23 protein-coding genes are annotated in these 22,771 nt (G+C 72.5%); 8 read left to right on the top strand and 15 right to left on the bottom strand.

What is annotated here, in order from left to right:
• Window positions 1–213 precede the first annotated feature (213 nt).
• From D3105_RS34545 to D3105_RS11660, 6 genes are all read right to left on the bottom strand, one after another.
• Window positions 214–486, bottom strand: a complete 273-nt coding sequence (locus D3105_RS34545) for a hypothetical protein (RefSeq protein WP_165891003.1) — start codon at window positions 484–486, stop codon at window positions 214–216.
• Between the two features lie 179 nt (window positions 487–665).
• Window positions 666–1,862 (bottom strand): alanine--tRNA ligase-related protein, encoded by a 1,197-nt coding sequence (locus tag D3105_RS11635; RefSeq protein WP_118903107.1) that lies wholly within the window; start codon window positions 1,860–1,862, stop codon window positions 666–668.
• A gap of 251 nt (window positions 1,863–2,113) precedes the next feature.
• The gene (locus D3105_RS11645; RefSeq protein WP_118903112.1) at window positions 2,114–2,893 is read right to left on the bottom strand and encodes a hypothetical protein; all 780 of its coding nucleotides are present in this window, start codon (window positions 2,891–2,893) and stop codon (window positions 2,114–2,116) included.
• On the bottom strand, window positions 2,877–4,112 hold the full coding sequence (locus D3105_RS11650) for a hypothetical protein (protein ID WP_118903114.1): 1,236 nt from the start codon (window positions 4,110–4,112) through the stop codon (window positions 2,877–2,879). The genes D3105_RS11645 and D3105_RS11650 overlap by 17 nt, the downstream gene beginning before the upstream one ends.
• Window positions 4,109–4,831 carry a uridine kinase gene (locus D3105_RS11655; protein WP_240646874.1) on the bottom strand — a complete coding sequence of 241 codons (723 nt, stop codon included), beginning with the start codon at window positions 4,829–4,831 and terminating at the stop codon, window positions 4,109–4,111. The genes D3105_RS11650 and D3105_RS11655 overlap by 4 nt, the downstream gene beginning before the upstream one ends.
• A 10-nt stretch (window positions 4,832–4,841) precedes the next feature.
• The gene (locus tag D3105_RS11660; RefSeq protein WP_118903118.1) at window positions 4,842–5,480 is read right to left on the bottom strand and encodes a helix-turn-helix domain-containing protein; all 639 of its coding nucleotides are present in this window, start codon (window positions 5,478–5,480) and stop codon (window positions 4,842–4,844) included.
• A 97-nt stretch (window positions 5,481–5,577) separates the two neighbouring features.
• On the opposite strand from D3105_RS11660, the gene D3105_RS11665 reads away from it, so the two are divergent.
• Together D3105_RS11665 and D3105_RS11670 are read left to right on the top strand one after the other, a co-directional pair.
• Window positions 5,578–6,243 (top strand): class I SAM-dependent methyltransferase, encoded by a 666-nt coding sequence (locus D3105_RS11665; protein ID WP_118903120.1) that lies wholly within the window; start codon window positions 5,578–5,580, stop codon window positions 6,241–6,243.
• 79 nt (window positions 6,244–6,322) lie between these two features.
• Window positions 6,323–6,910 (top strand): hypothetical protein, encoded by a 588-nt coding sequence (locus tag D3105_RS11670; RefSeq protein ID WP_118903122.1) that lies wholly within the window; start codon window positions 6,323–6,325, stop codon window positions 6,908–6,910.
• A 50-nt stretch (window positions 6,911–6,960) separates the two neighbouring features.
• Here the strand turns inward: D3105_RS11670 and D3105_RS11675 are convergent, their stop codons facing one another.
• Window positions 6,961–7,503, bottom strand: a complete 543-nt coding sequence (locus D3105_RS11675) for a VOC family protein (protein WP_118903124.1) — start codon at window positions 7,501–7,503, stop codon at window positions 6,961–6,963.
• A 98-nt stretch (window positions 7,504–7,601) separates the two neighbouring features.
• Window positions 7,602–8,705 (bottom strand): citrate synthase 2, encoded by a 1,104-nt coding sequence (locus D3105_RS11680; RefSeq protein WP_010061084.1) that lies wholly within the window; start codon window positions 8,703–8,705, stop codon window positions 7,602–7,604.
• A gap of 267 nt (window positions 8,706–8,972) precedes the next feature.
• Between D3105_RS11680 and pdxH the strand changes: the two genes are divergently transcribed.
• A complete protein-coding gene (gene pdxH / locus D3105_RS11685) occupies window positions 8,973–9,614 on the top strand; it encodes a pyridoxamine 5'-phosphate oxidase (RefSeq protein ID WP_118903126.1) in 642 nt (213 codons plus the stop codon).
• A 405-nt stretch (window positions 9,615–10,019) separates the two neighbouring features.
• Window positions 10,020–11,450, top strand: coding sequence for a PAS domain-containing protein (locus D3105_RS11690; RefSeq protein ID WP_118903127.1), 1,431 nt, complete (start codon window positions 10,020–10,022; stop codon window positions 11,448–11,450).
• Window positions 11,451–11,531: 81 nt separating this feature from the next.
• On the opposite strand, the gene D3105_RS11695 is transcribed toward D3105_RS11690, so the two are convergent.
• From D3105_RS11695 to D3105_RS11710, 4 genes are read right to left on the bottom strand one after another with little or no spacing between them, the layout of a single operon-like run.
• Window positions 11,532–12,761, bottom strand: a complete 1,230-nt coding sequence (locus D3105_RS11695; protein WP_118903129.1) for an ABC transporter permease — start codon at window positions 12,759–12,761, stop codon at window positions 11,532–11,534.
• Window positions 12,758–13,498, bottom strand: a complete 741-nt coding sequence (locus tag D3105_RS11700) for an ABC transporter ATP-binding protein (RefSeq protein ID WP_118903131.1) — start codon at window positions 13,496–13,498, stop codon at window positions 12,758–12,760. The genes D3105_RS11695 and D3105_RS11700 overlap by 4 nt, the downstream gene beginning before the upstream one ends.
• Window positions 13,495–14,559 (bottom strand): efflux RND transporter periplasmic adaptor subunit, encoded by a 1,065-nt coding sequence (locus tag D3105_RS11705; RefSeq protein ID WP_206272711.1) that lies wholly within the window; start codon window positions 14,557–14,559, stop codon window positions 13,495–13,497. Before D3105_RS11705 ends, D3105_RS11700 begins: the two co-directional genes overlap by 4 nt.
• On the bottom strand, window positions 14,556–15,086 hold the full coding sequence (locus D3105_RS11710; RefSeq protein WP_118903135.1) for a hypothetical protein: 531 nt from the start codon (window positions 15,084–15,086) through the stop codon (window positions 14,556–14,558). Before D3105_RS11710 ends, D3105_RS11705 begins: the two co-directional genes overlap by 4 nt.
• Window positions 15,087–15,212: 126 nt before the next feature.
• Here D3105_RS11710 and D3105_RS11715 point away from each other — a divergent pair, with 126 nt between their 5' ends.
• Both D3105_RS11715 and D3105_RS11720 read left to right on the top strand, forming a co-directional pair.
• Complete coding sequence (locus tag D3105_RS11715) at window positions 15,213–15,926, top strand: response regulator transcription factor (RefSeq protein WP_118903138.1); 714 nt, start codon at window positions 15,213–15,215, stop codon at window positions 15,924–15,926.
• Complete coding sequence (locus D3105_RS11720; protein WP_118903140.1) at window positions 15,923–17,128, top strand: HAMP domain-containing sensor histidine kinase; 1,206 nt, start codon at window positions 15,923–15,925, stop codon at window positions 17,126–17,128. The genes D3105_RS11715 and D3105_RS11720 overlap by 4 nt, the downstream gene beginning before the upstream one ends.
• A gap of 29 nt (window positions 17,129–17,157) precedes the next feature.
• Here D3105_RS11720 and D3105_RS11725 read toward each other — a convergent pair whose 3' ends face one another.
• Window positions 17,158–17,913, bottom strand: coding sequence for an SIS domain-containing protein (locus D3105_RS11725; protein WP_118903142.1), 756 nt, complete (start codon window positions 17,911–17,913; stop codon window positions 17,158–17,160).
• Between the two features lie 233 nt (window positions 17,914–18,146).
• Between D3105_RS11725 and D3105_RS11730 the strand changes: the two genes are divergently transcribed.
• Together D3105_RS11730 and D3105_RS11735 are read left to right on the top strand one after the other, a co-directional pair.
• Window positions 18,147–18,839: a metal-dependent transcriptional regulator gene (locus D3105_RS11730; protein ID WP_006126698.1), complete on the top strand. Its 693-nt coding sequence runs from the start codon at window positions 18,147–18,149 to the stop codon at window positions 18,837–18,839.
• A 524-nt stretch (window positions 18,840–19,363) separates the two neighbouring features.
• Window positions 19,364–20,248, top strand: coding sequence for an alpha/beta fold hydrolase (locus D3105_RS11735; protein ID WP_118903143.1), 885 nt, complete (start codon window positions 19,364–19,366; stop codon window positions 20,246–20,248).
• A gap of 34 nt (window positions 20,249–20,282) precedes the next feature.
• On the opposite strand, the gene D3105_RS11740 is transcribed toward D3105_RS11735, so the two are convergent.
• Window positions 20,283–21,923 (bottom strand): transporter, encoded by a 1,641-nt coding sequence (locus D3105_RS11740; protein ID WP_118903144.1) that lies wholly within the window; start codon window positions 21,921–21,923, stop codon window positions 20,283–20,285.
• Window positions 21,920–22,759, bottom strand: coding sequence for an ABC transporter ATP-binding protein (locus D3105_RS11745; RefSeq protein WP_118903145.1), 840 nt, complete (start codon window positions 22,757–22,759; stop codon window positions 21,920–21,922). Before D3105_RS11745 ends, D3105_RS11740 begins: the two co-directional genes overlap by 4 nt.
• Window positions 22,760–22,771: the final 12 nt, after the last annotated feature.

Here is a 22,771-nt window from a genome sequence, read left to right on the forward strand (position 1 = left end):
TCCCCCGCCTGGAAAGCCCGTGCCGCCATCCGGGGGAGGGGAGGGGCGGGGCGCGGACGGCAACGACACCATCCGGCCACCGGACCACGCGCCGCGTTCCTGCCGCGTCCCGCCAAGTCCACTCGTTCGGAGCCGCACGGGAAGGGAACGGCCCCGGCGGAGCATGTGCTCCCCCGGGGCCGTTCGTGTGTGTGATCTTCCGGCAGCCGGCGCCTACGGCTGGGAGTTCACCCAGCTCAGCTTGTGTGCGTAGAGGACGCGCTGACAGGTATGGGCACTGGTGGGTCCGGTGAGGCACCCCTCCGGCTTGCCCTCCTCGGCCGGCTTCGCGTTCACGGCGCCTTCCCAGTGTTCGGAAGCCGACCAGAGGCGGCCCGCGCCGCGCTCGAAGCAGAGGTCCTCGGCGCCGGTGGCCGTCTTGAGCGCGGCCCGGCCCTCGGCGCTCAGCTCGCCGCCGGCCCAGGGCGCGGTCGCGCACGACGGCACGCTCTACGTCAACGAGAGCAAGGGGACCGACGAGCCGAGCAACCTGTGGCGCTACCAGTGGGTCGGCCTGTGTCGGCGATCGGCGAACTGCTCGCGTTGAGCCGGTGAGTACGCCCAGCACCGTGATGAGCTTCCCGGCGGGGCAGCTCATCACGGGTGGGCGCGATGTGCATTCCGCCTCACTCCCGGCGCAGGCTCGTCACCAGGTCGCGCGGCAGTCCATGCGTGTCGTGGAGGTAGTGGAAGTCCTCCTCCGTCAGCGGGCCCTGGAAGCGGGGGCGGGCGAGTACGCTGCGGCCGCGTTCCAGGAGGCGGGCGAATCGGCGCTCCTCGTCGAGCAGGATCCGGAGTACCTCGGCCGGGCTGACGTCCTGGCGGAAGTGGTCCAGGGTGTGCCGGACCAGGTCCTCCGGCAGGTCCCCGAGACTGCGTGAGGCGTCCTGCCGCCACAGCACCGTGAGCACCCGGCGGACCAGGCGGCGCAGCACGTAGCCCCGGCTCGTGTTGGACGGGCGCACGCCGTCGCCGAGCACCACGACGGCCGAGCGCAGATGGTCGCTGACCAGGCGGAGTTCGGGCTCCTCCAGGGGCCACAGGGGCGGTACGAGGCGGCGCCACGGGTCGAATACGTCGCAGGCGAAGACGGACGGCTTGCCCTGGAGCAGGGCGGCCAGGCGCTCCAGGCCGAGGCCGGTGTCGACGTTGCGCTGCGGGAGCGGCACCAGGGAGCCGTCTCCGTGTCGGCGGTGGGTCATCGTCACGTGGTTCCACACCTCCACCCAGCGGTCGTCGCGGGTGGGCGTCGACTGCGGCGGGCCGTCGCCGCTCCAGAGGAAGATCTCCGAGTCGGGGCCGCACGGACCGACGGGGCCGTCGCCCCCGTCGTCGTCCACGCTCTTCGGCCACCAGTTGTCCTCCACCGTGAGCTCCACGGGGACGCCGAGGCCCTGCCACAGTTCGAGGGAATCGGTGTCCGGCCCTGTCCCTGTCCGGTCGTCGCCGGCGTGGACCGTGGCGTGCAGCAGGCCGGGGTCGATGCCCAGGCCCTCGGTGAGCAGCCCGTACCCCCAGTCGAGGCTGCGCGGGCCCCCGTAGTCGCCGAGCGACCAGGTGCCCAGCATCTCGAAGACCGTCAGGTGCGTGGCGTCCCCGACCTCGTCCAGGTCCGTGGTGCGCAGACAGCGCTGCACGTTGACCAGGCGCTTCCCCAGCGGATGAGGCCGGCCTTCCAGGTACGGGGTGAGCGGGTGCATGCCGGAGGTCGTGAAGAGTACGGGGTCGCCGGGGGGCGGCAGCAGGGTCGAGCCGGTGATCCGGCGGTGGCCGCGTTCTTCGTAGTACTCGACGAACGTCCTGATGAGTTGGTCCGTACGCATGAGGGTGGCTCCTTCGCGTGGCAGCGGGGGAGGCACCGGAGAACGGAACCGTTCAGTCACCCGGCCGGGGCCAGAGGCTCCGCGGCACTACCGACGGACCGTTTCCGGTCGCCGGGGGAAGAGGAAGTCAGGCGGCGGCAACCGGCGAGCTGGTCGCTCGCGCGGTCGCGGTGGTGGTGCTTCGGCCGGTGACGTTCATACGGCAACCCTAACGCGGGTCCGGTCGGTGGGGCATCCGAATATCCGGCAGGTCAGACCGGCCGCATCAGGTCGCTCTCGCTGATCGTGTACGTCAGCGGGGGATAGGCGAAATCCGTTTCCCGGTTCTCGCGGCGCCGCAGCCGGTAGAACTCGCTCCGCTGCTCATCGTCGGCCAGGGCGAGCCGGGCGCCCTCCGGGAGGCAGGCGTGGCCGTCCCGAAACCGGACCGACGTCTTCGACGTTCGGAACGTCAGCCCCAGCCATTCGTTCTCCTCTGCCTCACCGGGCGAGGCCAGGACGATCTTGTGTCTCAAACGGCGGTTCGAAGCGACCGAGAAAGCCACCACGCTGTTGTGCGTGAGAGGGACCTCGAACTTCTCCCCGTCCGCGTCCTTCGACGCGAAGATCAGCTTCCTCGGTGGGCCGGCCTCCGGGTTCCGATAGCAGGAGAAGACGGCGATGTACGAGTCGTCGGCCAGATCCAGGGCCTGGTCGGAGTGGGCGCCCATGGTCCGGTAGGCGTTCGTGCAGCTCTCGAACAGGGCGTTGTTGAAGCCGGTCGGGAGTCCCGCGCTTTCCTGGATCCGCCGGGCCAGGCGCTCGTGCACCGGGCGGAAACGCTGCGCCGGGGTGCTGTACCGCGTGGTCGTACGTACGAGAGGCACGGCGCCCGTCGCGTCGACCCCGGTGAGCACAGCGCCCCGGCGGCCCTTTCCCGCGTCCTCGAGCAGGGCCGACGCCGACAGTTCCGCGAAGAGGTTCTCCTCGGTCGGGACGGTGCAGGTCAGGATTTCGTCGGGGATCCCCGAGGTCCTAGAGGGAGGGGGCAACGTAGTCTCCCGAGTTCATGCTGAAGCGGAAATCGTTGCCGTAGTCGATGAAGGACGACGTCCTGTTCTCCTCGGCGTACAGCCTGCGCAGGTCCTCCATGCCCTCCTGCGTGGGCGGCTCCAGCTTCACCGAGTCTCCGGCCACTTTGAGGAAGGTCTGTCCGTCCTTGTGCACGGCCTCGGTGCTCGAACAGCGCACCACGTAACCCAGGCGGGTCGGGAGCAGTTCGGCGTTCAGCCCCGAGGGCCGGATTTCGTGCGTGTACAGGCGGTTGGTGGACAGCGGCATGAAGAAGACCGAGCCGGGGTGGAGGGTGATGCTGAAGTGCTGGGGAAGGGCATCCGCTGTGCCCTGTTCTTCGGCCGTCTCCTTGAGGCGGAAGTGGAGTCGCGTGAGGCCGCTGGACCCCTTCACCCCGTAGTCGAATGCGTCCTCGGGCATCGGCCGCAGATGGTCGAGCCCGTCGTAGAAGGTGCAGAAGGCCATGATGCCGTTGGCCGGCATGTCCTTGGTCTTGTCGGCGTGGGCCGAGATCTTCGCCTTGGCCTGCTTGCGCTCGGCCGTGGCGCGGGTGTTGCGGTAGATCTGGGCGAGGACGTGGTTCAGCGGAGCGTGGCCCCGGAAGACGGTGTCGGCCTCGCGGTTCAGCTCTTCGACCACGCTCGTGTCGGTCGGGCGGAACGTCTCGGTCGGGCCCGAGAGATTCGTGGAGCACCGGAGCAGCCGGAAGTGCCGTTCGTCGCCGTCCTGGGTGACGGGCGTCAGATAGATCCCGCTGCGATGGGACGTTCCCGGCTTCGTGGACTCCGTCAGGGACTGGAACACATGCTCCGAGCTGATCCGTCCGAAGTGGTCGGCGTCGAGGTCGAAGAAGCGGCGGTAGTACACACCGGCCCCGTGCACCCGCAGGGGGACGCGGCCGAGGCCGACGACCGTCCACGGGCGGCCGGAGCCCTCGCCGTCACCGTGCGAAAGCTCCCGGATCGCGAATACCCGTGCAGCGGAGCGCAGTTGCTCGTCGGATATGGCGGACAGGTCGCCGCATACGTAGACGGTCCTCCGCGTGAGGTCGGGCGGGACGGAGGCGAGTTCCTCCGGCGTGATCGTTGACCCGAAGAAGTCCCTGATCGCGTCGGAGCCCTGTGCGTCAGGAGGAGCGACCAGGATGTTGCCCGCCTCGTCGATGCGGGCCTCCGACACCTCTGCTGCGTAGGTCACAGCGCTCCCTTCCCCTTCGCGGACATCAAGCGCGGCCGCGCGAAGTCCGTGTTGTCCACCACCGCGTCCATCCTCGGCAGGGGGTCCACCTCGTCGAGGTAGAGACGCTCCGCCACCAGGTACCGGTTTCGGTGGATCGCCTCCGCGTCCGAGCCCGCCCAGTCCTGGTCGCGTTCCGCGCCGCGGCGTACGGAGAGTTCGGCGTCCACGTCCATCCAGATACGGAAGTCCCAGTACGCGTCGATCTCGGGCCGGAACGCGAAGACGCCGTCCACGATCAGGACCGAGTCAGGGGCGAGCGGGGTCGTCTCGGCCGCGTGGTTCCGTTGAGTCAGCGGGTCCATGGAGCACAGGGCGCAGGACGTCCTCTCCGGAGTGCGGACGGGATCGAGGAGGAGGCGCTTGGCCGAGGCGTAGTCGTACGCGTTGCGGTAGTAGCCCTCGCCCGACTCCCGGTCGTACAGGTGTCGGTCCTTCCACGGGTTCTTGAAGTCGTCCAGCGTGGCCCGGAGCACCGGGCGGCCCGACTCGGCTATGTGCGCGGCGAGTTCGTGGCCGAAGCTCGTCTTCCCCGCTGCCGTGAAGCCGTCGATGCCGACCAGCAGTCGGCCCGGCCCCCGGCCCCGTATGCGGTCCGCGACCGCTTTCGTCAGGGTGCTGCGTTCGGCCGAAGCCGGTGCGGGGCACGGCTGTCGCCAGGTCGAGGGGGAATGGCTCACGGATGCTGCCTCAGGTCGTCCCATCCGCCGATCCTCGCAAAGGCTCCTGGCGGGCCCTCAGATGGGCCCGTTCGCCCTGGTGGCCGAAGAGGACGAGCAGTTCCACGGTGCGGTCGTCGTCGGGGCCGAGCCAGTGCGGGACATGCGTGTCGAACTCGGCCGCCTCGCCGGGCTTCAGGACGAGCGTTCGCTCGCCCAGGATCAGGCGGAGCCGGCCAGCCAGCACGTACAGCCACTCGAAGCCCTCGTGGGTCCGCAGGGCCGGCTCCGTGCCCGCCGGGCTCGGGCGGATCAGCAGTTTGTGGGCCTGGACCCCTCCCGGGCGGCTCAACGGTACGTACGTGAGGCCGTCCCGCGTCACCGGGCGGAGGTGGATGCGCGGATCCCCGGTGCGGGGCGCGCCCACCAGTTCGTCCAGCGGGACCGCGTGGACCTCCGCCAGCGGCAGCAGCATTTCCAGCGTCGGCTTGCGCGTGCCGCCCTCCAGACGGGACAGGGTGCTCTCGTTGATACCGGTCCGCTCCGCCAGTTCGGCCAGCGTCATGCCGTGCCGGCGTCGCAGTTCGCGCAGGCGGGGGCCCACCGCCGCCAGGACGCCGTCCTTGCCGCCCTCGGGCGTGGGCCCCGCTGTGTCTTTCGTGGCTGCCATACCCGTCAGGTTGCCGAAACGGCATGGAGGCTTGCAAGGGTGGCAGGCCGCGGCGCACCTTCCTCCTCAAGGAGCATCGAAACGAGAGGGATCAGCCATGAGCAGCGACACCACACGTGCCACCGACTCCGCCGCGTTCTGGGAGAACCACTACGCCGGTGTCGACCCGCAGTGGGGCACCCGGCCCAACGCCGTCCTCGTCGAGGTCGTCACCGCCCTGGCCCCCGGGCCGGGCGTCGGCGGCGGCCGTGCGCTCGACCTCGGCTGCGGGCACGGCGGCGACGCCCTCTGGCTCGCCTCGCTCGGCTGGGACGTCACCGCCGTCGACGTTTCGGCGACCGCCCTGGACCGCGTCGCCGCCGGGGCTGCCGGGGCCGGGCTGGCCGACCGCGTCCACCCGAGCCGGCACGACCTCGCCCGGTCCTTCCCCGACGGGGCCTTCGACCTGGTCACCGCCGGCTACTTCCACACCCCTGTGGAGATCCCCCGCGAGCAGGTCCTCCGACGCGCCGCCGAAGCCGTCGCCCTCGGCGGCCTCCTCGTCCTGGTCGAGCACGCCTCGCTCGCCCCCTGGTCCTGGCGGGACGGCCACGAGGACGTACGGTTCCCCGGCCCCGACGACGTCCTCGCGTCCCTGCGGCTCGGCGACGGATGGCACACCGAGCGCTGCCACGCGCCCGAGCGGACCGCCACCGGGCCCGGCGGCGAGACGGCCACCGTGACCGACAACGTCATCGCCGTCCGCCGGGGCCGGCCCGCCTGAACCCGCCTGGACTGTCAGAGACGGGTGGCAGAGTGGAGATCGTCGGAACCGAAGCGCCGGAAGGGCCGGAGGGGGAGCCGTGGGGGATTACTTCCAGACCGTCGTCGACCGCGATGTCACCGAGGCGGACGCCGCCCCGCTGGCCGCACGGGTCGTCGCCTGGCTCGTGGCCGAGGGCGTCATCGGACCCGACCGCACCGAGCCCGTGCTCGGCAGAGGCCCGGGGTATCCGCCGGGGCCGCGCATCCGGGAGGTCGTCGACAGCAGCGGCTGGAGCGAGCCCTGGCAGGGCGGGGCGCTCCATGTCGACGTCACCCGGACCGTGTTCGACGCCGGGCAGTGGGCCGATCCGTCCTCGGCCCGATGTCCGCGCTGCGAGCGGGAGACAGAGTTCCACGACGAAGCCTGGCAGGAGATACCCGGCGGCTGGGCCCCCTTCTCCGAGGCCATCGAGGACTGGGAGGCGGGAGCCGAGGCCCTCGTGCGGTGTGCGCACTGCGACGCGTCGTCCCCGCTCGTCGACTGGAGCGGAATGGGGCACTGCTTCGCCTTCGGCGCTCTCGGCTTCACCTTCTGGGGGTGGCCCGACCTCACCCCGGCCTTCCTCGCGGAGTTCGACCGCCGGCTGGACGGCCACCGCACGGTCCTCGTGAGCGGGAAGATCTGAACCGGGCCGCCGACGCTTCCGGCGCCGTCGTGCCGGGGGCGGGCCCCGGGCTACGACGAGGTGTCGGGCTCCGCCTGCCGTGCCGGGGCGGCCGGGTCCGGCGGCTCCGGGGCCACCGCGTCCTGGATCGTCAGCCGGTCCTGCTCGGCGATCTCCCGGGTCTGCTCCGCCACCCACTCGGGGCTGACCGCCGGGGGCTCGCCCGGCACCTGGTCGGTCACGAACAGGCAGAACGGGTGGCCCACCGGGTCGAACATCACCCGTACGTCGTGCTGCGGCTGGAAGTCCGCCGGTGTGGCGCCCTCCGCGACCGCGTGGGCCACGGCCGTCTCCAGGTCCGTCACCTCGAAGTCCAGGTGCAGCATCATCAGCTGGTCGCCGGGGGAGGCGGGCCAGACCGGGGGCACGTACGCCTCCTCCGTCTGGAAGCCCAGTCCCGAGCCGCCGCCGGGTGGGAGGAGCTTCACCCAGCCGGGCTCCTCCTGCACGGTCTCCCACCCCAGGAGGCGGCGGTAGAAGTCCGCCAGTTCCGCCGCGTCCGGAGCGTCGAGAACCGTGCTGGACAGGGTCAGGGACGGGCGGGGCGTGCTCATGGTCTGCCTCCTCGTGCCGGGAATGCGCCGAAAACGTGCCGGTACGTCTACCCCGCACCGGCACGTTCACCGCCCCGGGAACACCCCCGGCCCCCGGCTCAGCCCGCGACGATGTCCTCGTACCCGCTGATCTCGCGCGGGTTCCGCGTGCCCGGGCCCACGTACGTCGCCGACGGGCGCACCAGGCGGCCCGTGCGCTTCTGCTCCAGGATGTGCGCCGACCAGCCGGCCGTGCGGGCGCACGTGAACATCGACGTGAACATGTGCGCCGGGACCTCCGCGAAGTCCAGCACGATCGCCGCCCAGAACTCCACGTTCGTCGCCAGGACCCGGTCCGGGCGGCGGTTGTGCAGCTCCTCCAGGGCCGCCTTCTCCAGCGCCTCCGCCACCTCGAAGCGCGGGGCGGCCAGTTCGCGGGCCGTGCGGCGCAGGACACGGGCGCGCGGGTCCTCGGCGCGGTAGACGCGGTGGCCGAAGCCCATCAGGCGCTCGCCCCGGTCCAGGGCCTGCTTCACGTACGCGGTCGCGTCGCCCGTGCGCTCGATCTCCTCGATCATGCCGAGGACCCGGGACGGGGCGCCGCCGTGCAGCGGGCCCGACATCGCGCCCACCGCGCCGGACAGGGCGGCGGCGACGTCCGCGCCCGTCGAGGCGATGACCCGGGCCGTGAACGTGGAGGCGTTCATGCCGTGCTCCGCCGCCGACGTCCAGTACGCGTCGACCGCCTTCACGTGCTTCGGGTCCGGCTCCCCGCGCCAGCGGATCATGAAGCGCTCGACGACCGAGTGCGCCTTGTCGATCTCGCTCTGCGGCACCATCGGGAGGCCCTGGCCGCGCGCCGACTGGGCGACGTACGACAGGGCCATCACCGCGGCCCGCGCCAGGTCGTCCCGGGCGGTCGCCTCGTCGATGTCCAGCAGCGGCTTCAGGCCCCAGACCGGGGCGAGCATCGCCAGCGCGGACTGGACGTCGACCCGGATGTCACCCGAGTGCACGGGGATCGGGAAGGGCTCGGCGGGCGGCAGGCCGGGGTTGAACGCCCCGTCCACCAGCAGGCCCCACACATTCCCGAAGGAGACGTGACCGACCAGATCCTCGATGTCGACCCCGCGGTAACGGAGCGAACCGCCTTCCTTGTCCGGTTCGGCGATCTCCGTTTCGAACGCGACGACTCCCTCAAGACCGGGTACGAAGTCGGACATCAGGCGGCTCCCTCAGTTCGGCGGGCGGCGTGCGGTGCGCGGCGTGCTGGGCTGTGCGGAAGCCACAGCGGCCTGCCCCAAGATATTGGCGGGTTCCTCCGATGCGGGGAAGCGTGACATCCGGCACAGGCCCCCCTTTCGACGGGGCGTGGTTACGGCCCCTCGGCGCCGGGCACACTCGGCCCCTGCGGCAGGATGGGCCCCGTGCCCACACCAGAAGGTTCCACGGGACCCCTCCCGGACGATTCCACCACCGATCCCGCGGCCATGCGCGAGCAGTACCGCTCGGAGGACTTCGTCGAGCGCGACCTCGCCGCCGATCCGATGGAGCAGTTCGCCCGCTGGTTCCGGCAGGTCGCCGTCGGCGGCGTGCTGCACGAGCCCAACGCGATGATCGTCTCCACCGCCGACCCGGACGGCCGACCGTCCTCGCGCACGGTGCTGCTCAAGCAGTACGACGACCGGGGCTTCGTCTTCTTCACCAACTACGACTCCCGCAAGGGCCGCGAGCTGACCGCGAACCCGCATGTCTCCCTGCTCTTCCCCTGGCACCCGATGGCCCGCCAGGTCATCGTCACCGGCACCGCCTCCCGTACCTCCCGCGAGGAGACCGTCGGCTACTTCCGCACCCGCCCGCACGGCTCCCAGCTCGGCGCCTGGGCCAGCGCCCAGTCCACCGTCGTCGGCTCCCGCGAGGAGCTGATCGCCCGGTACGAGGAACTGGCCGCCCGCTACCCCGAGGGCGAGAAGGTCCCGGCCCCGCCGCACTGGGGCGGCTTCCGGGTGGTGCCCGAGACGATCGAGTTCTGGCAGGGGCACGCGAACCGGCTGCACGACCGGCTGCGGTACGTCAGGGCGGGCGACGGGACGTCCGGGGCCGCGTGGCGGGTGGAGCGGCTCTGCCCGTGAGGCCGTCACCCGGCACACCCGTACAACGCAGAAACCCGCAGGCTCTGGTTCCTCCGTGCACAGAGGAGCCGGCCGGACTTACCGGCGAGCCTGCGGGTCGGTGACTGCTTGGGATTGGCCGGCGACCGGCCTGCACTGCAGAAAGAGTGCGACGACGGGCGTCAGCCCGCAGCCACCTCACGAGTCCGAAGAGAAATCACTTCCGGAACACCTCCTTTCCTGTGTGCTCCACAGCCTACGAGCGCCCCGGATCGCGGTTCAAGCGATTTATTCGCCGGACCGGGCCAGAAGATTTGGGCGAAGTGGATGTGTGCTGGGTCACGTTCGAGTTGAATGGTCTGACGTGCAGCGATACACGCGGTGACGCGTGGGACAACGGCCGACACGTTCTGCGGGGGGTGCGGAGTGGCTGCTTCCTGGAGCAGTGGGACCACCGACGAGATCGGACCGGACGAGGACTCCGGCGGCGGGCCGGCGGGGTGCTCCACCGATCCCCGGGGCCGGGCCGGCGCGGACACGATCCCCGGGGCGCCCGACGGGTCCGAGCTGCTGGCGGCGCTGCTCGACGGCATGGACGCGGCGCTCTGCGCGTTCGACGCGGCCGGCACGGTCACCCACTGGAACCGCGAGGCCGAACGCGTCCTCGGCTGGTCGGCGGACGAGGCCGTCGGACGCAGCGGTTTCGCGGGCTGGGCGGTGCGGCGGGCCGACGCCGACGAGGTGCGGGCCCGGCTGATGTCGGCCATGGACGCGCCGGGGCGGCAGGTGCACGAGTTCGCGCTGCTGCGCAAGGACGGCGGCCGGGTGCTGGTGCGGACCCAGTCCGCCGGGGTGCGCGGCGCCGACGGGAAGCCGGCCGGGGTCTACTGCGCGTTCAGCGAGGTGCACGCCCAGATCGACCTGGAGCGGGCCATCGCCCTGAGCGAGGCGCTGCTGGAGGACGCGTCCTGGGGCGTGGTCCTCGTCGACGTCGACCTGCGCCCCACCGTCGTCAACGCGCACGCCTCCCGCGCGCTCGGCGGGAGCCGCACCTCCCTCCTCGGCCGCCCGCTCGGCGAGCTGGTCGTCCAGGGCGTCGAGGAGCTGGAGGCCGCCCTGCACCATGTGCTCGCCGAAGGGGCCCCGAGCGCCCCGGCCGAGCTGTGGGTGACGCTGCGGACGGCCGAGGGCGAGCGGCGGCGGTGCTGGCGCAGCGGATTCCTGCGGCTCGCCTCGCCGCTGACGGAGGAACCGGTTCCGCTCGGGGTGGGGTGGCTGTTCCAGGACATCACCGCCGCCAAGCTCGCCGAGCAGGAGGCCGACCGGCTGCGGTTCCGGACGAGCCAGCTGCACCGGGCCGCCCGCACGGCCTGCGAGTGCGAGGACCCGATGGAGGCGGCCACCACCCTGCTGGACTTCGCGCTCGCCGGGTTCGCCGACCACGTCCTGGTCGATCTGGTGGCGGGCGAGCGCCTGGTCCGTACGGCCGCCACACCGTTCGACGCGCCCGGCCCGTGCCTGCTGGTCGCCGGGGGCTCCGTCCCCGCCCGGTACGCCTCCGGCCACCCGGCCCTCCAGTCCGTCGAGCGCACCGGCACCGTGCGTACGAGCGCGGGGGCCGGTGAGGCCGGTGCGGCAGCCTGGGCCACCGAACGCCGCTGGCCCCGGGACGCGGCGCACGCGCTCTGCGCGGTGCTCCGGAGCCGGGGCCGGACGCTGGGCGTGCTGACGTTCCTCCGCGCCGCGAACCGGGCCGCCTTCGAACGTACCGACGCGGCGTACGCGGAGACGGTCGCGGCCCGGGTCGCGGGAGCGGTGGACCTGGCGCAGGTGACCCGGGCGACGGGCAACACCTAGGGGCACCGCCCGGCCGCGCGTCCTCGCGAGCCCGGCCCGCCGCCCGGCCGCGCCCGCGCGGCGGACGTCCCGCCCCGCCCCCTACGCCGCGTGCAGCGCCAGCGTCGGGGACAGCCGGGACGCCCGGACCGCCGGGTACAGGCCCGCCACCGTGCCGATCACCAGCGTCGCGCCGAAGCCGCCGCCGACCGCCCACAGCGGGACCACCCACGGCAGCCCGCCGGACTGCGCGTACACCCCCGTCGCCGCCGCGCCCAGCGCCACGCCCGCCAGGCCGCCCAGGCCCGACAGCATCAGCGACTCCGTGACGAACTGGATCCGGATCTGGCCCCGCGTCGCGCCCAGCGAGCGGCGCAGGCCGATCTCGTACCGCCGCTCCAGGACGGAGATGATCATGGTGTTGGCCACCCCGACCCCGCCGACCAGCAGGGCGATACCGCCCAGGCCCAGCAGCAGACTGCTGAACGCCCCCTCGGTCGCCGCCTTCGCGCGGAGCGCCGACGACGGGTCGGTGACCTTCACGTTCTGCGGGTTCTGCGGGTCGACCGTCGCCGCCATCACCGTGCGTACGTCCTCGACCGCCGCGTCCGCCGAGCGCTCGTACACCGATGTCGGGTGGCCGTCGAAGTCCAGCAGGCGCTTCGCGCCCTCCCAGCCGACCAGGGCGGAACGTTCGATCTCCGGGGCAAGGGGGAGCGGGGCGAGGATGCCGACGACCGTGAAGTAGCGGTCGCCCAGCCACACTTGGCGGCCCGGCTCCGTGATGCCCAGGCGCTCTGCCGCCACATGGCCGAGCACGACCGAGGGGTAGCGCCCGGTCGCCGCGTTCAGCCAGCTGCCGCTGCCCACCTCGCCGCGCAGGACGCGCAGCAGGTCGGCCGTCGTCGCCTTCACCGCGATCCCGCCGGTGTCGTCCTCGTCGACCTTGTCGGTGCGGCGTACGGTCGCGTTCAGATCGGCCGTCGCGCCCACGTCCTGGACGCCCTTGATTCGGCCCACCATCCCGACCGACTCCTCCGGCAGCTTCACCTCCTCCCCGGCGAACATCGACTCGCCGGGCGAGGCGACGAGCAGATTCGTGCCCAACTTGTCCAGCTCGCGCAGCAGTTGTGCCTGACTGGAGGCGGAGATGCCGACCACCGAGATCATCGTGGCGATGCCGATGGCGATGCCCAGGGCCGAGAGCACCACCCGCATCGGGCGGCTGCGCAGTCCGGACGAGCCGACATGAGCTACGTCCCGGGGGCTCAGCCGGGCCGCCTTCAGCTTTCCCCGACCCCGCCCCCCACCTCGGCCGCGCTCCCCGTTCACAGCGCCGCTCCCGTCGTCGCGGCCGTCCCGTGGGTCACGTCCGCGACCACCTGGCCGTCCCGGATCCGCACCTCGCGCGGCAACTGCGCCGCGATCTCCGTGTCGTGAGTGATCACGGCGATCGTGGCCCCCTCCCGGTTCAGGTCGCGCAGCAGTTCCATCACCGCCGCCCCCGACGCCGAATCGAGCGCCCCGGTCGGCTCGTCCGCCAGCAGCAGCGCGGGCTCGCCCACCACCGCCCGGGCGATGGCGACGCGCTGCTTCTGGCCGCCGGACAGCTGATGCGGCTTGTGGTCGAGGCGGTCCGCGAGGCCGACCCGGGCCAGCGCGTCGGCCGCCCGGCGACGGCGCACCGAGCGGGAGAGGCCCGAGTAGAGCAGGCCCTCCGCCACGTTGTCGCGGGCGCTGACGCCCGGCACCAGGTGGAACGCCTGGAAGACGAAGCCCACGTGCTGGGCCCGCAGCGCGGAGAGCCGGCGGTCGGAGAGCGCCGCCACCTCGTGGCCCGCGATGTGGACGGAGCCCGCGGTGGGGCGGTCCAGCGTGCCGATGATGTGCAGCAGCGTGGACTTGCCGGAGCCCGACGGGCCCACGATGCCGAGGAGTTCGCCCTCCTCCACGGTGAGGTCCACCCCGCGCAGCGCGGCGACCGGGCCGGGGTACTCCTTGGTGACGCCGGTGAGGGCGACGACCGTACGGGGGTGGGGCGCCGGGCCCACGGCGGTGCCGGTGCTCATATCTTCGGCACCCCGACCTTCATGCCCTCGCGCAGACCGCCGCCGGACACCTCGACCCGGCCCTCCGCGAACATGCCCGGCTCGACCTTCACCTCACGGGTCTTCCCGCCCTGGACGACCTGGAGGCCGAAGCCGCCGCCGGGCAGCGCGAGCAGCGCGTTCACCGGCACGGTCAGGACGCCCTCGCGGGTCTCGCCCGTCAGGTTCACCGTCACCGGCGACTGGTCGAAGCCGCCGACCTCGTCCGGGTCGTCGAAGGAGACGGTCAGCGTGACCTTGGGGCTGTCGTCCTGCGGGTCGTCGCCGGGCTTCGCGGTCCGGCCCACCGACGAGACCTTCCCGGGCGCGGTCGTGCCGTCCGGCAGCTCCACGCTCACCTTCGTGCCCGTCTTCGCCAACTGGCTCTCCGCCACATCGAGTTCGAAGGTGACGATGCGCTCGGAGCCGGTCGTGACCAGGACCGGGGCGCCCGGCTGGGCCTGCTCGCCCACGCCCGCCCCGACGCTCTTGATCCGGACCTTCCCCGGGGCGAACGTGACGTCCCCCGGCCCGACCTTCCCGGTCTGCCGCGCGTCGTGGGACTTCTGCCAGCGCTTGACGGCCGCCGCCGTCAGCTCGGTGTACTCCTGGTCCGGGGTGAAGCCCGTGTAGCCCAGCTCCGCGAGATTGCGCTCCAGTTGCTCCACGTCCCGGCCCTTGTCGCCGGGCTTCAGCGTCCGGTACATGGGCCCGGAGCCGTACATCAGCCGGACCGGACGCCCGTCGATCTCGTACAGCCGCTCGTTCCGCTCCACGGTCGAGCCGGTGCGCGGCGTCCACGTGACCGTGCCTGCCGCGCCCGCGTTGACCTTGCGCTCCTTGTCGTAGCCGAGCGTCCCGTCGGCCTGGGCGCTGTCGCGCAGGTCCCCGCGCTCGACCGTGGCGGTGGCCGGGGGCAGCCCGGCGTTCTTCGCCGCGCCGGCCTCCTGCTCGCCGCCGAACTGGGTGAGGGCGACCGAGCCGGCCGTCACCGCGAGCACGGCCACCGCCACCGCCGCCGTCACGGCCCGTCCCCGCTTCATCGGCCGACGCTTTCGCACGCCTTGTTGGCCTTCTCGAACTTCTTCATGTCCTTCGACCTCAGCGCGGGAGCCGCCTGCATCGCCCCGCCGTCGAACTTCGGGTCGGGCATGTCGAAGCCGTTCCGGCGCATGCACCGGGCGTAGGCGACCATCTTGTCCTTCTCCGCCTGCGTCAGCTCCTTGGGCCCGCCGCCGACCGCCTTGTCCTCGCAGGCCTTGAACGCCTTTTCCATCTTCTCCTTGCCCATCGAGCCGCCGTCGATGGTCACGCCCATGCCGTTCTCGCCCGGCTTCGGCTCGGGGATGTCCAGGCCCTGTTCCCGGAGACACTTACGGTGCTCCAGCGCCTGGTCCTCCTTCGTCTTCCTGCCGTCGGACGCCGACGGCGATCCGCCGCCCTTCGTCCCGCCGCCGTCGCCCGAGCACGCGGTGGCCGTCAGGGCGAGGGCGGCGACCAGCGCACAGGCCGCGGCGAGGGACCGCCCGCGTGAGCGCGCGGCGGTCCGGCCGGAAAGGGTCTGGTTCATGGGGGCTCCTCGTCGGTTGCCGGCAGGTCGGGTACGTCGGCCCGAGCGTGCGCGAGGACGCTGTTTCGTTTCTCTCAGCGCCGATGCTTACACCGGCGAAACATCGCTTTCGGGTACACAGGGCCCATGCGCGTGCTGGTGGTGGAGGACGAGGAATTCCTGGCGGAGATGATCGCCGAGGGGCTGCGCCGTGACGCCGTCGCCGTGGACATCGCGCCCGACGGCCGGGCGGCGCTGGAGCGGCTGCGGTTCGGCGCGTACGACGTGATGATCCTCGACCGCGATCTGCCGGGGCTGCACGGCGACGAGGTGTGCCGCCGCGTGGTCGCCCTGCGCCTGCTGACCCGGATCCTGATGCTCACGGCCGCGGGGACCGTACGGGACCGGGTGGCCGGCCTCGGGCTCGGCGCCGACGACTACCTGACCAAGCCGTTCGCGTACGACGAACTCCTCGCCCGGGTCCTTGCCCTCGGCCGCCGCGCCCGCCCCGCCCTGCCGCCCGTCCTGGAGCGGGCCGGGCTGACGCTCGACACCGCCCGCCGCCAGGTCTGCCGCGACGGCCGCTTCCTCTCGCTGTCCCGCAAGGAGTTCGCCGTGCTGGAGACCCTGCTGCGCGCCGAGGGCGCGGTCGTCAGCGGCGAGGACCTGATCGAGGAGGTGTGGGAGGCGGACACCAGCTACCGGACCAACGCGGTCCGCGTCACCCTCTCCAAACTCCGTACGAAACTGGGGGCGCCACCCGTGATCGAGACCGTGCCCGGAGCCGGATACCGCATCGGGGACGGCGGTACCGGGCCGGCCCCCGAAGACGGCCCCGCGACCGGGAGCGGCACTCCGTGAACAGTGAGCGCACCCGTCTCGCCGCGCTGTACGGCGGACTGCTGGTCATGGCCGGCGTCCTGCTCCTGGCCATCGTCTACCTGCTGGTCAGCGAGAACGTGTACGCCGGGATCGTCACCGCCGTCGCCCCGGCCGTCCCCACCGCCCGGCTGGACGCGGGGACGGCCGCCCCCGCCCTGCCCACCTCGGACTGGGCGCAGACCGCCGTCATCGAACCCGGGCAGTACGCGGTCGCGCAGAAGGTCGGCACCGCGGCGGGCGACGCGGCCCTCAGCCAGCTGCTGACGGTCTCCGGGGTCTCCCTCGCGGTCTACTCCGCGCTCTCCGTCGCGCTCGCCTGGTGGATGGCGGGCCGGGTGCTGCGGCCGGTCGGCGTCATCACCGCCCGCGCCCGCCGGCTCTCCGGCTCCAACCTGCACGAACGGATCGCGCTGAAGGCCCCGCCCGGCGAGCTGAAGGAGCTGGCCGACACCTTCGACGGGATGCTCGACCGGATCCAGCAGCTGGTCGCCGCCAACGCCGCCCACGAACTGCGCACCCCGCTCGCGGTGCAGCGGGCCGCCGCCGAGATCGGGCTCGCCGACGACCCGCCGCCCGAGAAGGTCGCCTGGATCCGGGACAAGCTCATCGACACCGCGGACAACAGCGAGCGGCTCATCGAGGGGCTGCTGCTCCTCGCGGTCTCCGACGAGGGGCTGCGGCGGCGGGAGCGGGTCGCCCTGGACGAGACCGTCACCACGATCACCGGGGCGCTGGCCGCCGAGGCGGCGGAGCGGGACATCACCGTCGAGGTGGCGGCCCGGCCGGTGACGGTCGAGGGCGACGCGGTCCTCCTCGACCACCTCGTGCACAACCTGGTCGCCAACGCGCTGCGCCACAACCACCCCGGCGGCACCGTGACCGTCCGGGTCGGCCCGGGCGGCCTGGAGGTCGCCAACACCGGGCCCCGGGTGGACCCGGCGACCGTGCCGCTGCTGTTCGAACCGTTCCGCCGGGCGCGGGCCCGCCGCCACGCACCCGGCGAGGGCGCGGGCCTCGGGCTCTCCATCGTGGCGTCGGTCGCGCGGGCGCACGGCGGGGACGTCGCCGCGCGGGCCAACCCGGGCGGCGGGCTGACGGCCCGGGTCACCCTGCCGACGCGCGCCCCGGAGGCCGGGGCGCGCGTCGTGCCCGCACGACGCCCGGTGGCCCGGGCTCGGTGACGGCAGCCGGGGCCACCGGAGGTGCTCGCTCAGTGGCGGTAGAAGATCCGGTCCCGGTTCTCCGTCATCACCCGGCCGTTCCACTCGTGGCCGCCGTCCACGTTCCCCGAGCGCAGCATCGGCGGCTCCACACCCCGGGCCACCAGCCGCTCCACGGCGGCCGCCAGCATCGACTGCATGATCGCGCTGGTCACCACGGTCGAGGCGGGGGCGAAGGGGGCCTCGACGCCGGGCACCGTCAGCTCCGCGTCGCCGATCGCGATCTTGCTGTCCAGGACGATGTCGCAGTGGTCCCGCAGGAAGCCGCCCGAGGCGTGCCGGGAGCGGGTGTTCTCCGCGTACGCGACCGAGGTGACGCCGATGACCGTCAGCCCGAGGGCGCGGGCGTTCTGCGCCATCTCGACCGGCAGGGCGTTCCGCCCGGACAGCGAGACGATCACCAGGAGGTCCCCGGCGGTGGCGGGGCTGGAGTCCAGGACGGCCGAGGCGAGCCCGTCGACCCGCTCCAGCGCCGAGCCGAGCGGGGCGGGCATGACGTCCACACCGACCACGCCGGGCACGGTGAGCAGGTTCATCAGGGCGAGGCCGCCCGCGCGGTAGACGACGTCCTGGGCGGCCAGCGAGGAGTGGCCCGCGCCGAACGCGAAGAGCCGGCCGCCCGACTCGACGGTGTCCGCGACGGCCGCGCCCGCGGCGGCGATGCTCTCCGCCTCCTCGTCCCGCACCCGCGTCAGCAGGCCGATCGCCGCATCGAAGAACTGACCGGCCAGCTTGCTGTCGCTCATGGGGGAGAGCCCTTTCGACGGGGTGGGGTGCGGGCGTTCGGCGGCCCGGGAATGCCTGTGCCGCCGATCACGTTGCGGTCTGGACCAGTGGACTGTCAATACCGCCCGGCGCCCGCGCCCGCACCCTCTTCCACCGGTCTTCCACAGGGGCGGCACGGTTGTCGGCGCTATGCGTCAGAATTGGTGCAGGGCCATCGCACGACGTTTTCTAGTCACAGCATCGAGGGGCACGTATGTCCGGACTGATCGACACCACGGAGATGTATCTCCGCACCATCCTCGAACTGGAAGAGGAAGGCGTGGTCCCCATGCGCGCCCGGATCGCTGAACGGTTGGACCAGAGCGGTCCGACCGTCAGCCAGACGGTGGCCCGCATGGAGCGCGACGGGCTGGTCCAGGTCGCGGGGGACCGCCACCTGGAGCTGACCGAGGAGGGCCGCCGCCTCGCCACCCGCGTCATGCGCAAGCACCGGCTCGCCGAGTGTCTGCTCGTGGACGTGATCGGCCTGGAGTGGGAGCAGGTCCACGCCGAGGCCTGTCGCTGGGAGCACGTGATGAGCGAGGCGGTGGAACGGCGGGTGCTGGAGCTGCTGCGCCACCCGACGGAGTCGCCGTACGGGAACCCCATCCCGGGCCTGGAGGAGCTGGGCGAGAAGGCCGAGGCCGAGTCGTTCCTGGACGCCTCCATGGTGAGCCTGGCCGAGCTGGACCCGGGCGCCGAGGGCAAGACCGTGGTGGTGCGGCGGATCGGGGAGCCGATCCAGACCGACGCCCAGCTGATGTACACGCTGCGCAGGGCCGGGGTGCAGCCCGGGTCCGTCGTGAGCGTCACCGAGTCGCCCGGCGGGGTGCTGGTCGGCTCCAGCGGGGAGGCGGCCGAGCTGGACACCGAGGTCGCCTCGCACGTGTTCGTCGCCAAGCGCTGACCGCGCCGCCGCCCGATGGCGGCACTGTTGTCGCGCGGCAACACAACCGTGATGTGCGGTCGCCGATTTCCGTCCGGAACGGCAGCGCCCGGACGCGTCACATGCCAGGCTGATGCCAGGCAGAGGACCTGGGGGTGTCGGCCGGCTCGGGTCGGCACGGTCGGGGAGGGAGCAGGGAATGCGCCCGTCGCAGCATCACGCGCACCGCGCGGTTGCCATCGTTGTCGAGACCGCCGACGGTCGCCCCCGGACACGGGGCGGCCCCGGCGTCCGAAGACGCCGGGGCCGTTCCTCCCCTGTGCTGACCCGGAGCCCCGAGCTCTCAAGGTCAGTTCCCGCGAGCCCCTGTCCCCGAGCGGCCCGCCTCCCGCTGAAGATCTCCCCAGGCCGGTCGGCATCAATCCTTGACCGGTGTCACTCGAACGTGGGGTGTTGGGTGGCGGAACCCTGTTTTCGAATATGAGTTCGATAGCCTGGCGGCGCGACCACACGGTGATCGAGGACCAGAAGGGGGTGCCAGGACTATGGTGCGGCGCATCGACGTAACCGGAACCGACGGCGTACGCCTCGCGGCATGGGAGTTCGCCGACCCGCCCAAGGAGCGCGCGGAAGCGGCCGGCGCTCCCGGGGTCTTACTGCTGCACGGGCTGATGGGCCGGGCCTCGCACTGGGCCCCGACCGCCCGTTGGCTCGCCGAACGGCACCGCGCGGTCGGCCTCGACCAGCGCGGCCACGGCCGCAGCGACAAGCCCGCCGACGGCCCGTACACCCGCGACGCCTACGTCTCCGACGCCGAGGCCGCGATCGAACAGCTCGAACTCGGCCCGGTCACCGTCGTCGGCCACGCCATGGGAGCGCTCACCGGCTGGCAGCTCGCCGCCAAGCGCCCCGACCTCGTCCGCGCCGTCGTCATCTGCGACATGCGGGCCTCCGCCCTCGGGGCCGCCTCCCAGCGCGAGTGGAGCGACTGGTTCGACGCCTGGCCGCTGCCCTTCGCCACCCTCGCCGACGTCCGGAAGTGGTTCGGCGAGGACGACCCCTGGGTGGAGCGGCCGAGCCCCGCCCGGGGCGAGTTCTACGCCGAGGTGATGGCCGAGGGCGAGGACGGCTGGCGCCCCGTCTTCTCCCGCCGCCAGATGCTGCGTTCCCGCGCCACCTGGGTCTTCGACGCCCACTGGGAGGAGCTGGCGCAGGTCCGGTGCCCCGCACTGGTGCTGCGCGGCCTCGACGGGGAGCTGGGCCGCGCCGAGGCCCAGGAGATGGTCCGGGTCCTGCCCCGCGGCCAGTACGCGGAGGTGGCCGACGCCGGCCACCTCGTCCACTACGACCAGCCCGAGGGCTGGCGGGCCGCGGTGGAGCCGTTCCTGGAACAGCTCGCCGAGGACAACCGCGAACCCGTCTCGCAGTAGCCCCCGGCGCGCACCCCTTCCCGAGGGCGGCGGCTCAGCCCTTGCTGACCGCCGCCAGGATCTCCGGCAGCCGGTTCGCCGTGCGCCCGGCCGCGATCCGCAGCCCCGCCCACCCGATCAACGCCCCGTACACGAGCCCGCCCGGCACCATCAGCCACAGCGCGTCGTGATGGTCCGTGACATGCATCCAGATCACCGGCACGATCACCGGCGCGGACAGCAGCGCGGCGGCCAGCATGCCGCCGAAGATCGAGATCCAGGCAAGACCGCCCTGCCCCGGCACCACGTTCTTGAACGCGCCCTCCTGCGGAATCGAGTACGGGAACAGCGCCGAGGCCACCGCCCCCGTCGCCAGCATCGAGCCCAGCAGCGCGAAGGACAGCCCGAGCGCCCCCGGCAGCGACCGCCAGTCACCGATCATCGCCGCCGTCACCCCGCACACCAGCAGCGTGAACGGCAGGGTGAGCAGCAGCAGGACCAGCGCCCGCGCCCGCAGTTCGACGTACGCGTCCCGGGGCGAGGAGATCGTCAGCGCCACCATCCAGAACGCCGAGGTGTCCTGGCCGAACTGGTTGTACATCTGCATGCCGAGCATCCCGGCGGCGAAGCACGCGAAGTAGACCGAGCCGGTGCCCTGGAGGGCGTTGAGCAGCGGCACGATCGCGCCGACCGCCAGCGCCGTCACCCAGGCCGCCTTGGTCTTCGGGTCCCGGGCCACATACCGCAGGCTGCGCTGCATCACCGTCGCCGTACGGCCCTCCGGCAGCAGCGCAGAAAGGCCGCCCCGGCCGGACGCCTTCTCCCGGGTCGGCTCCGCAGCCGCCAGCGTCGAACCGTCCGGCGCGGTCATCAGCTTCACCAGGCTCCGCTGCCACATCCACATCAGCGCCACCAGGGCGCCGACCGTGATCAGGAGCTGGGCGACGGCGACCCCGTACGCCCCGTCCGACGCCGCGTCCACCGACGCCACCGCGGAGGCGCCGGGCAGCCAGCGCACCACGCTCGCCGCCGGGTCCAGCGCGGAGAGCCCGCCCGCCTGGCCGAGCCGCTGCGCGCCGAAGTTGACGAACTGGATGCCCACCGCGATCACCAGCCCGCTGAGCACCGCGAGGTCGCGGCCCTTGCGGGAGTTCAGCAGCCGTACGTTGGCCGTGGCCACCGCCCTCGACAGCGCCACGCACAGCAGCATCGTCAGCGGTACCGCGAGCACCCCGAACACCACGCCCGCCGCCCCGTGCGCCAGGGCGATCGCCGAGCCGACCACCAGGCACAGGGTGAACAGCGGGCCGATGCCGATCATCGAGGACACCAGCAGGGCCCGGATCAGCGGCTCGGGCCGCAGCGGCAGCATCACCAGCCGGGTCGGGTCGAGCGTGTCGTCACCGCTCGGGAAGAACAGCGGCAGCACCGCCCAGCCGAGCGCCACCACCCCCGTGAGCAGCACCACGACGGTGCCCGCGTGCTCGTTGCCGCGCAGCAGGACCAGGCCGAGCACCTGGCCCGCGGCGAGCAGCAGGCTGACGACGAGGGAGGCGATGAACGCCGCCTTCCGCCCGGTCGACTGCCGCAGTCCGTTGCGCAGCAGGGCCAGCTTGAGGCGGACGAAGACCGGGGTCAGGCCCGTCGTCGGCGCGACCGGGGCGGCCGCGGAGACCGGGGCGTCCAGCACGCTCATCGGGAGCCGCCCAGCCAGTCGAGGGAGTCCCCGTTGTCCCGGCCGCCCGCGCCGACCAGTTCGAGGAAGGCGTTCTGCAGCGAGGGCGCGTCGCCGCGCACCTCGGCCAACGTGCCCTGCGCCTTGATCCGGCCCGCCGCCATCACGGCGACCCAGTCGCACAGCGACTCGACCAGCTCCATCACATGGCTGGAGAAGACCACGGTCGCCCCGGACCGGGTGTAGCGCTCCAGCACTCCCCGGATGGTCTGCGCCGACACCGGGTCGACGCCCTCGAACGGCTCGTCCAGGAAAAGCACTTCGGGGTTGTGGAGCAGGGCGGCCGCGAGGCCGATCTTCTTCCGCATGCCGGTCGAATAGTCGACGACCAGCTTGTGCTGCGAGCCGGCGAGATCCAGCACGTCCAGCAGCTGCGTGGCCCGCTTGTCCACCTCGTCGCCCGGCAGCCCGCGCAACCGGCCGTTGTACGCGAGCAGTTCACGGCCGGACAGCCGCTCGAACAGCCGCAGCCCCTCCGGCAGCACCCCGATCCGGGACTTCACCTCGACCGGGTCCGTCCACACGTCGTGGCCCGCGACCTCGATCTTCCCCATATCGGGCCGCAGCAGCCCGGTGACCATCGAGAGCGTCGTCGTCTTGCCCGCCCCGTTGGGCCCCACCAGGCCGATGAACTTGCCCGCGGGCAGCTCCAGATCGATCCCCGCGACGGCGACCTGTTCCCCGAACCGCTTCCACAGCCCCTGCACACGGACGGCGGGCCGCACCTCGTGCGACCCGCCCGTCACCGCGTCCGTCGTCGCGCCTGTCCTCGTACGTGCATCTGCCTGGTCCGGCATGGCACAGCCTTT

The sequence above is a fragment of the Streptomyces globisporus genome (assembly GCF_003501885.1).
GTDB lineage: Bacteria > Actinomycetota > Actinomycetes > Streptomycetales > Streptomycetaceae > Streptomyces > Streptomyces globisporus_D.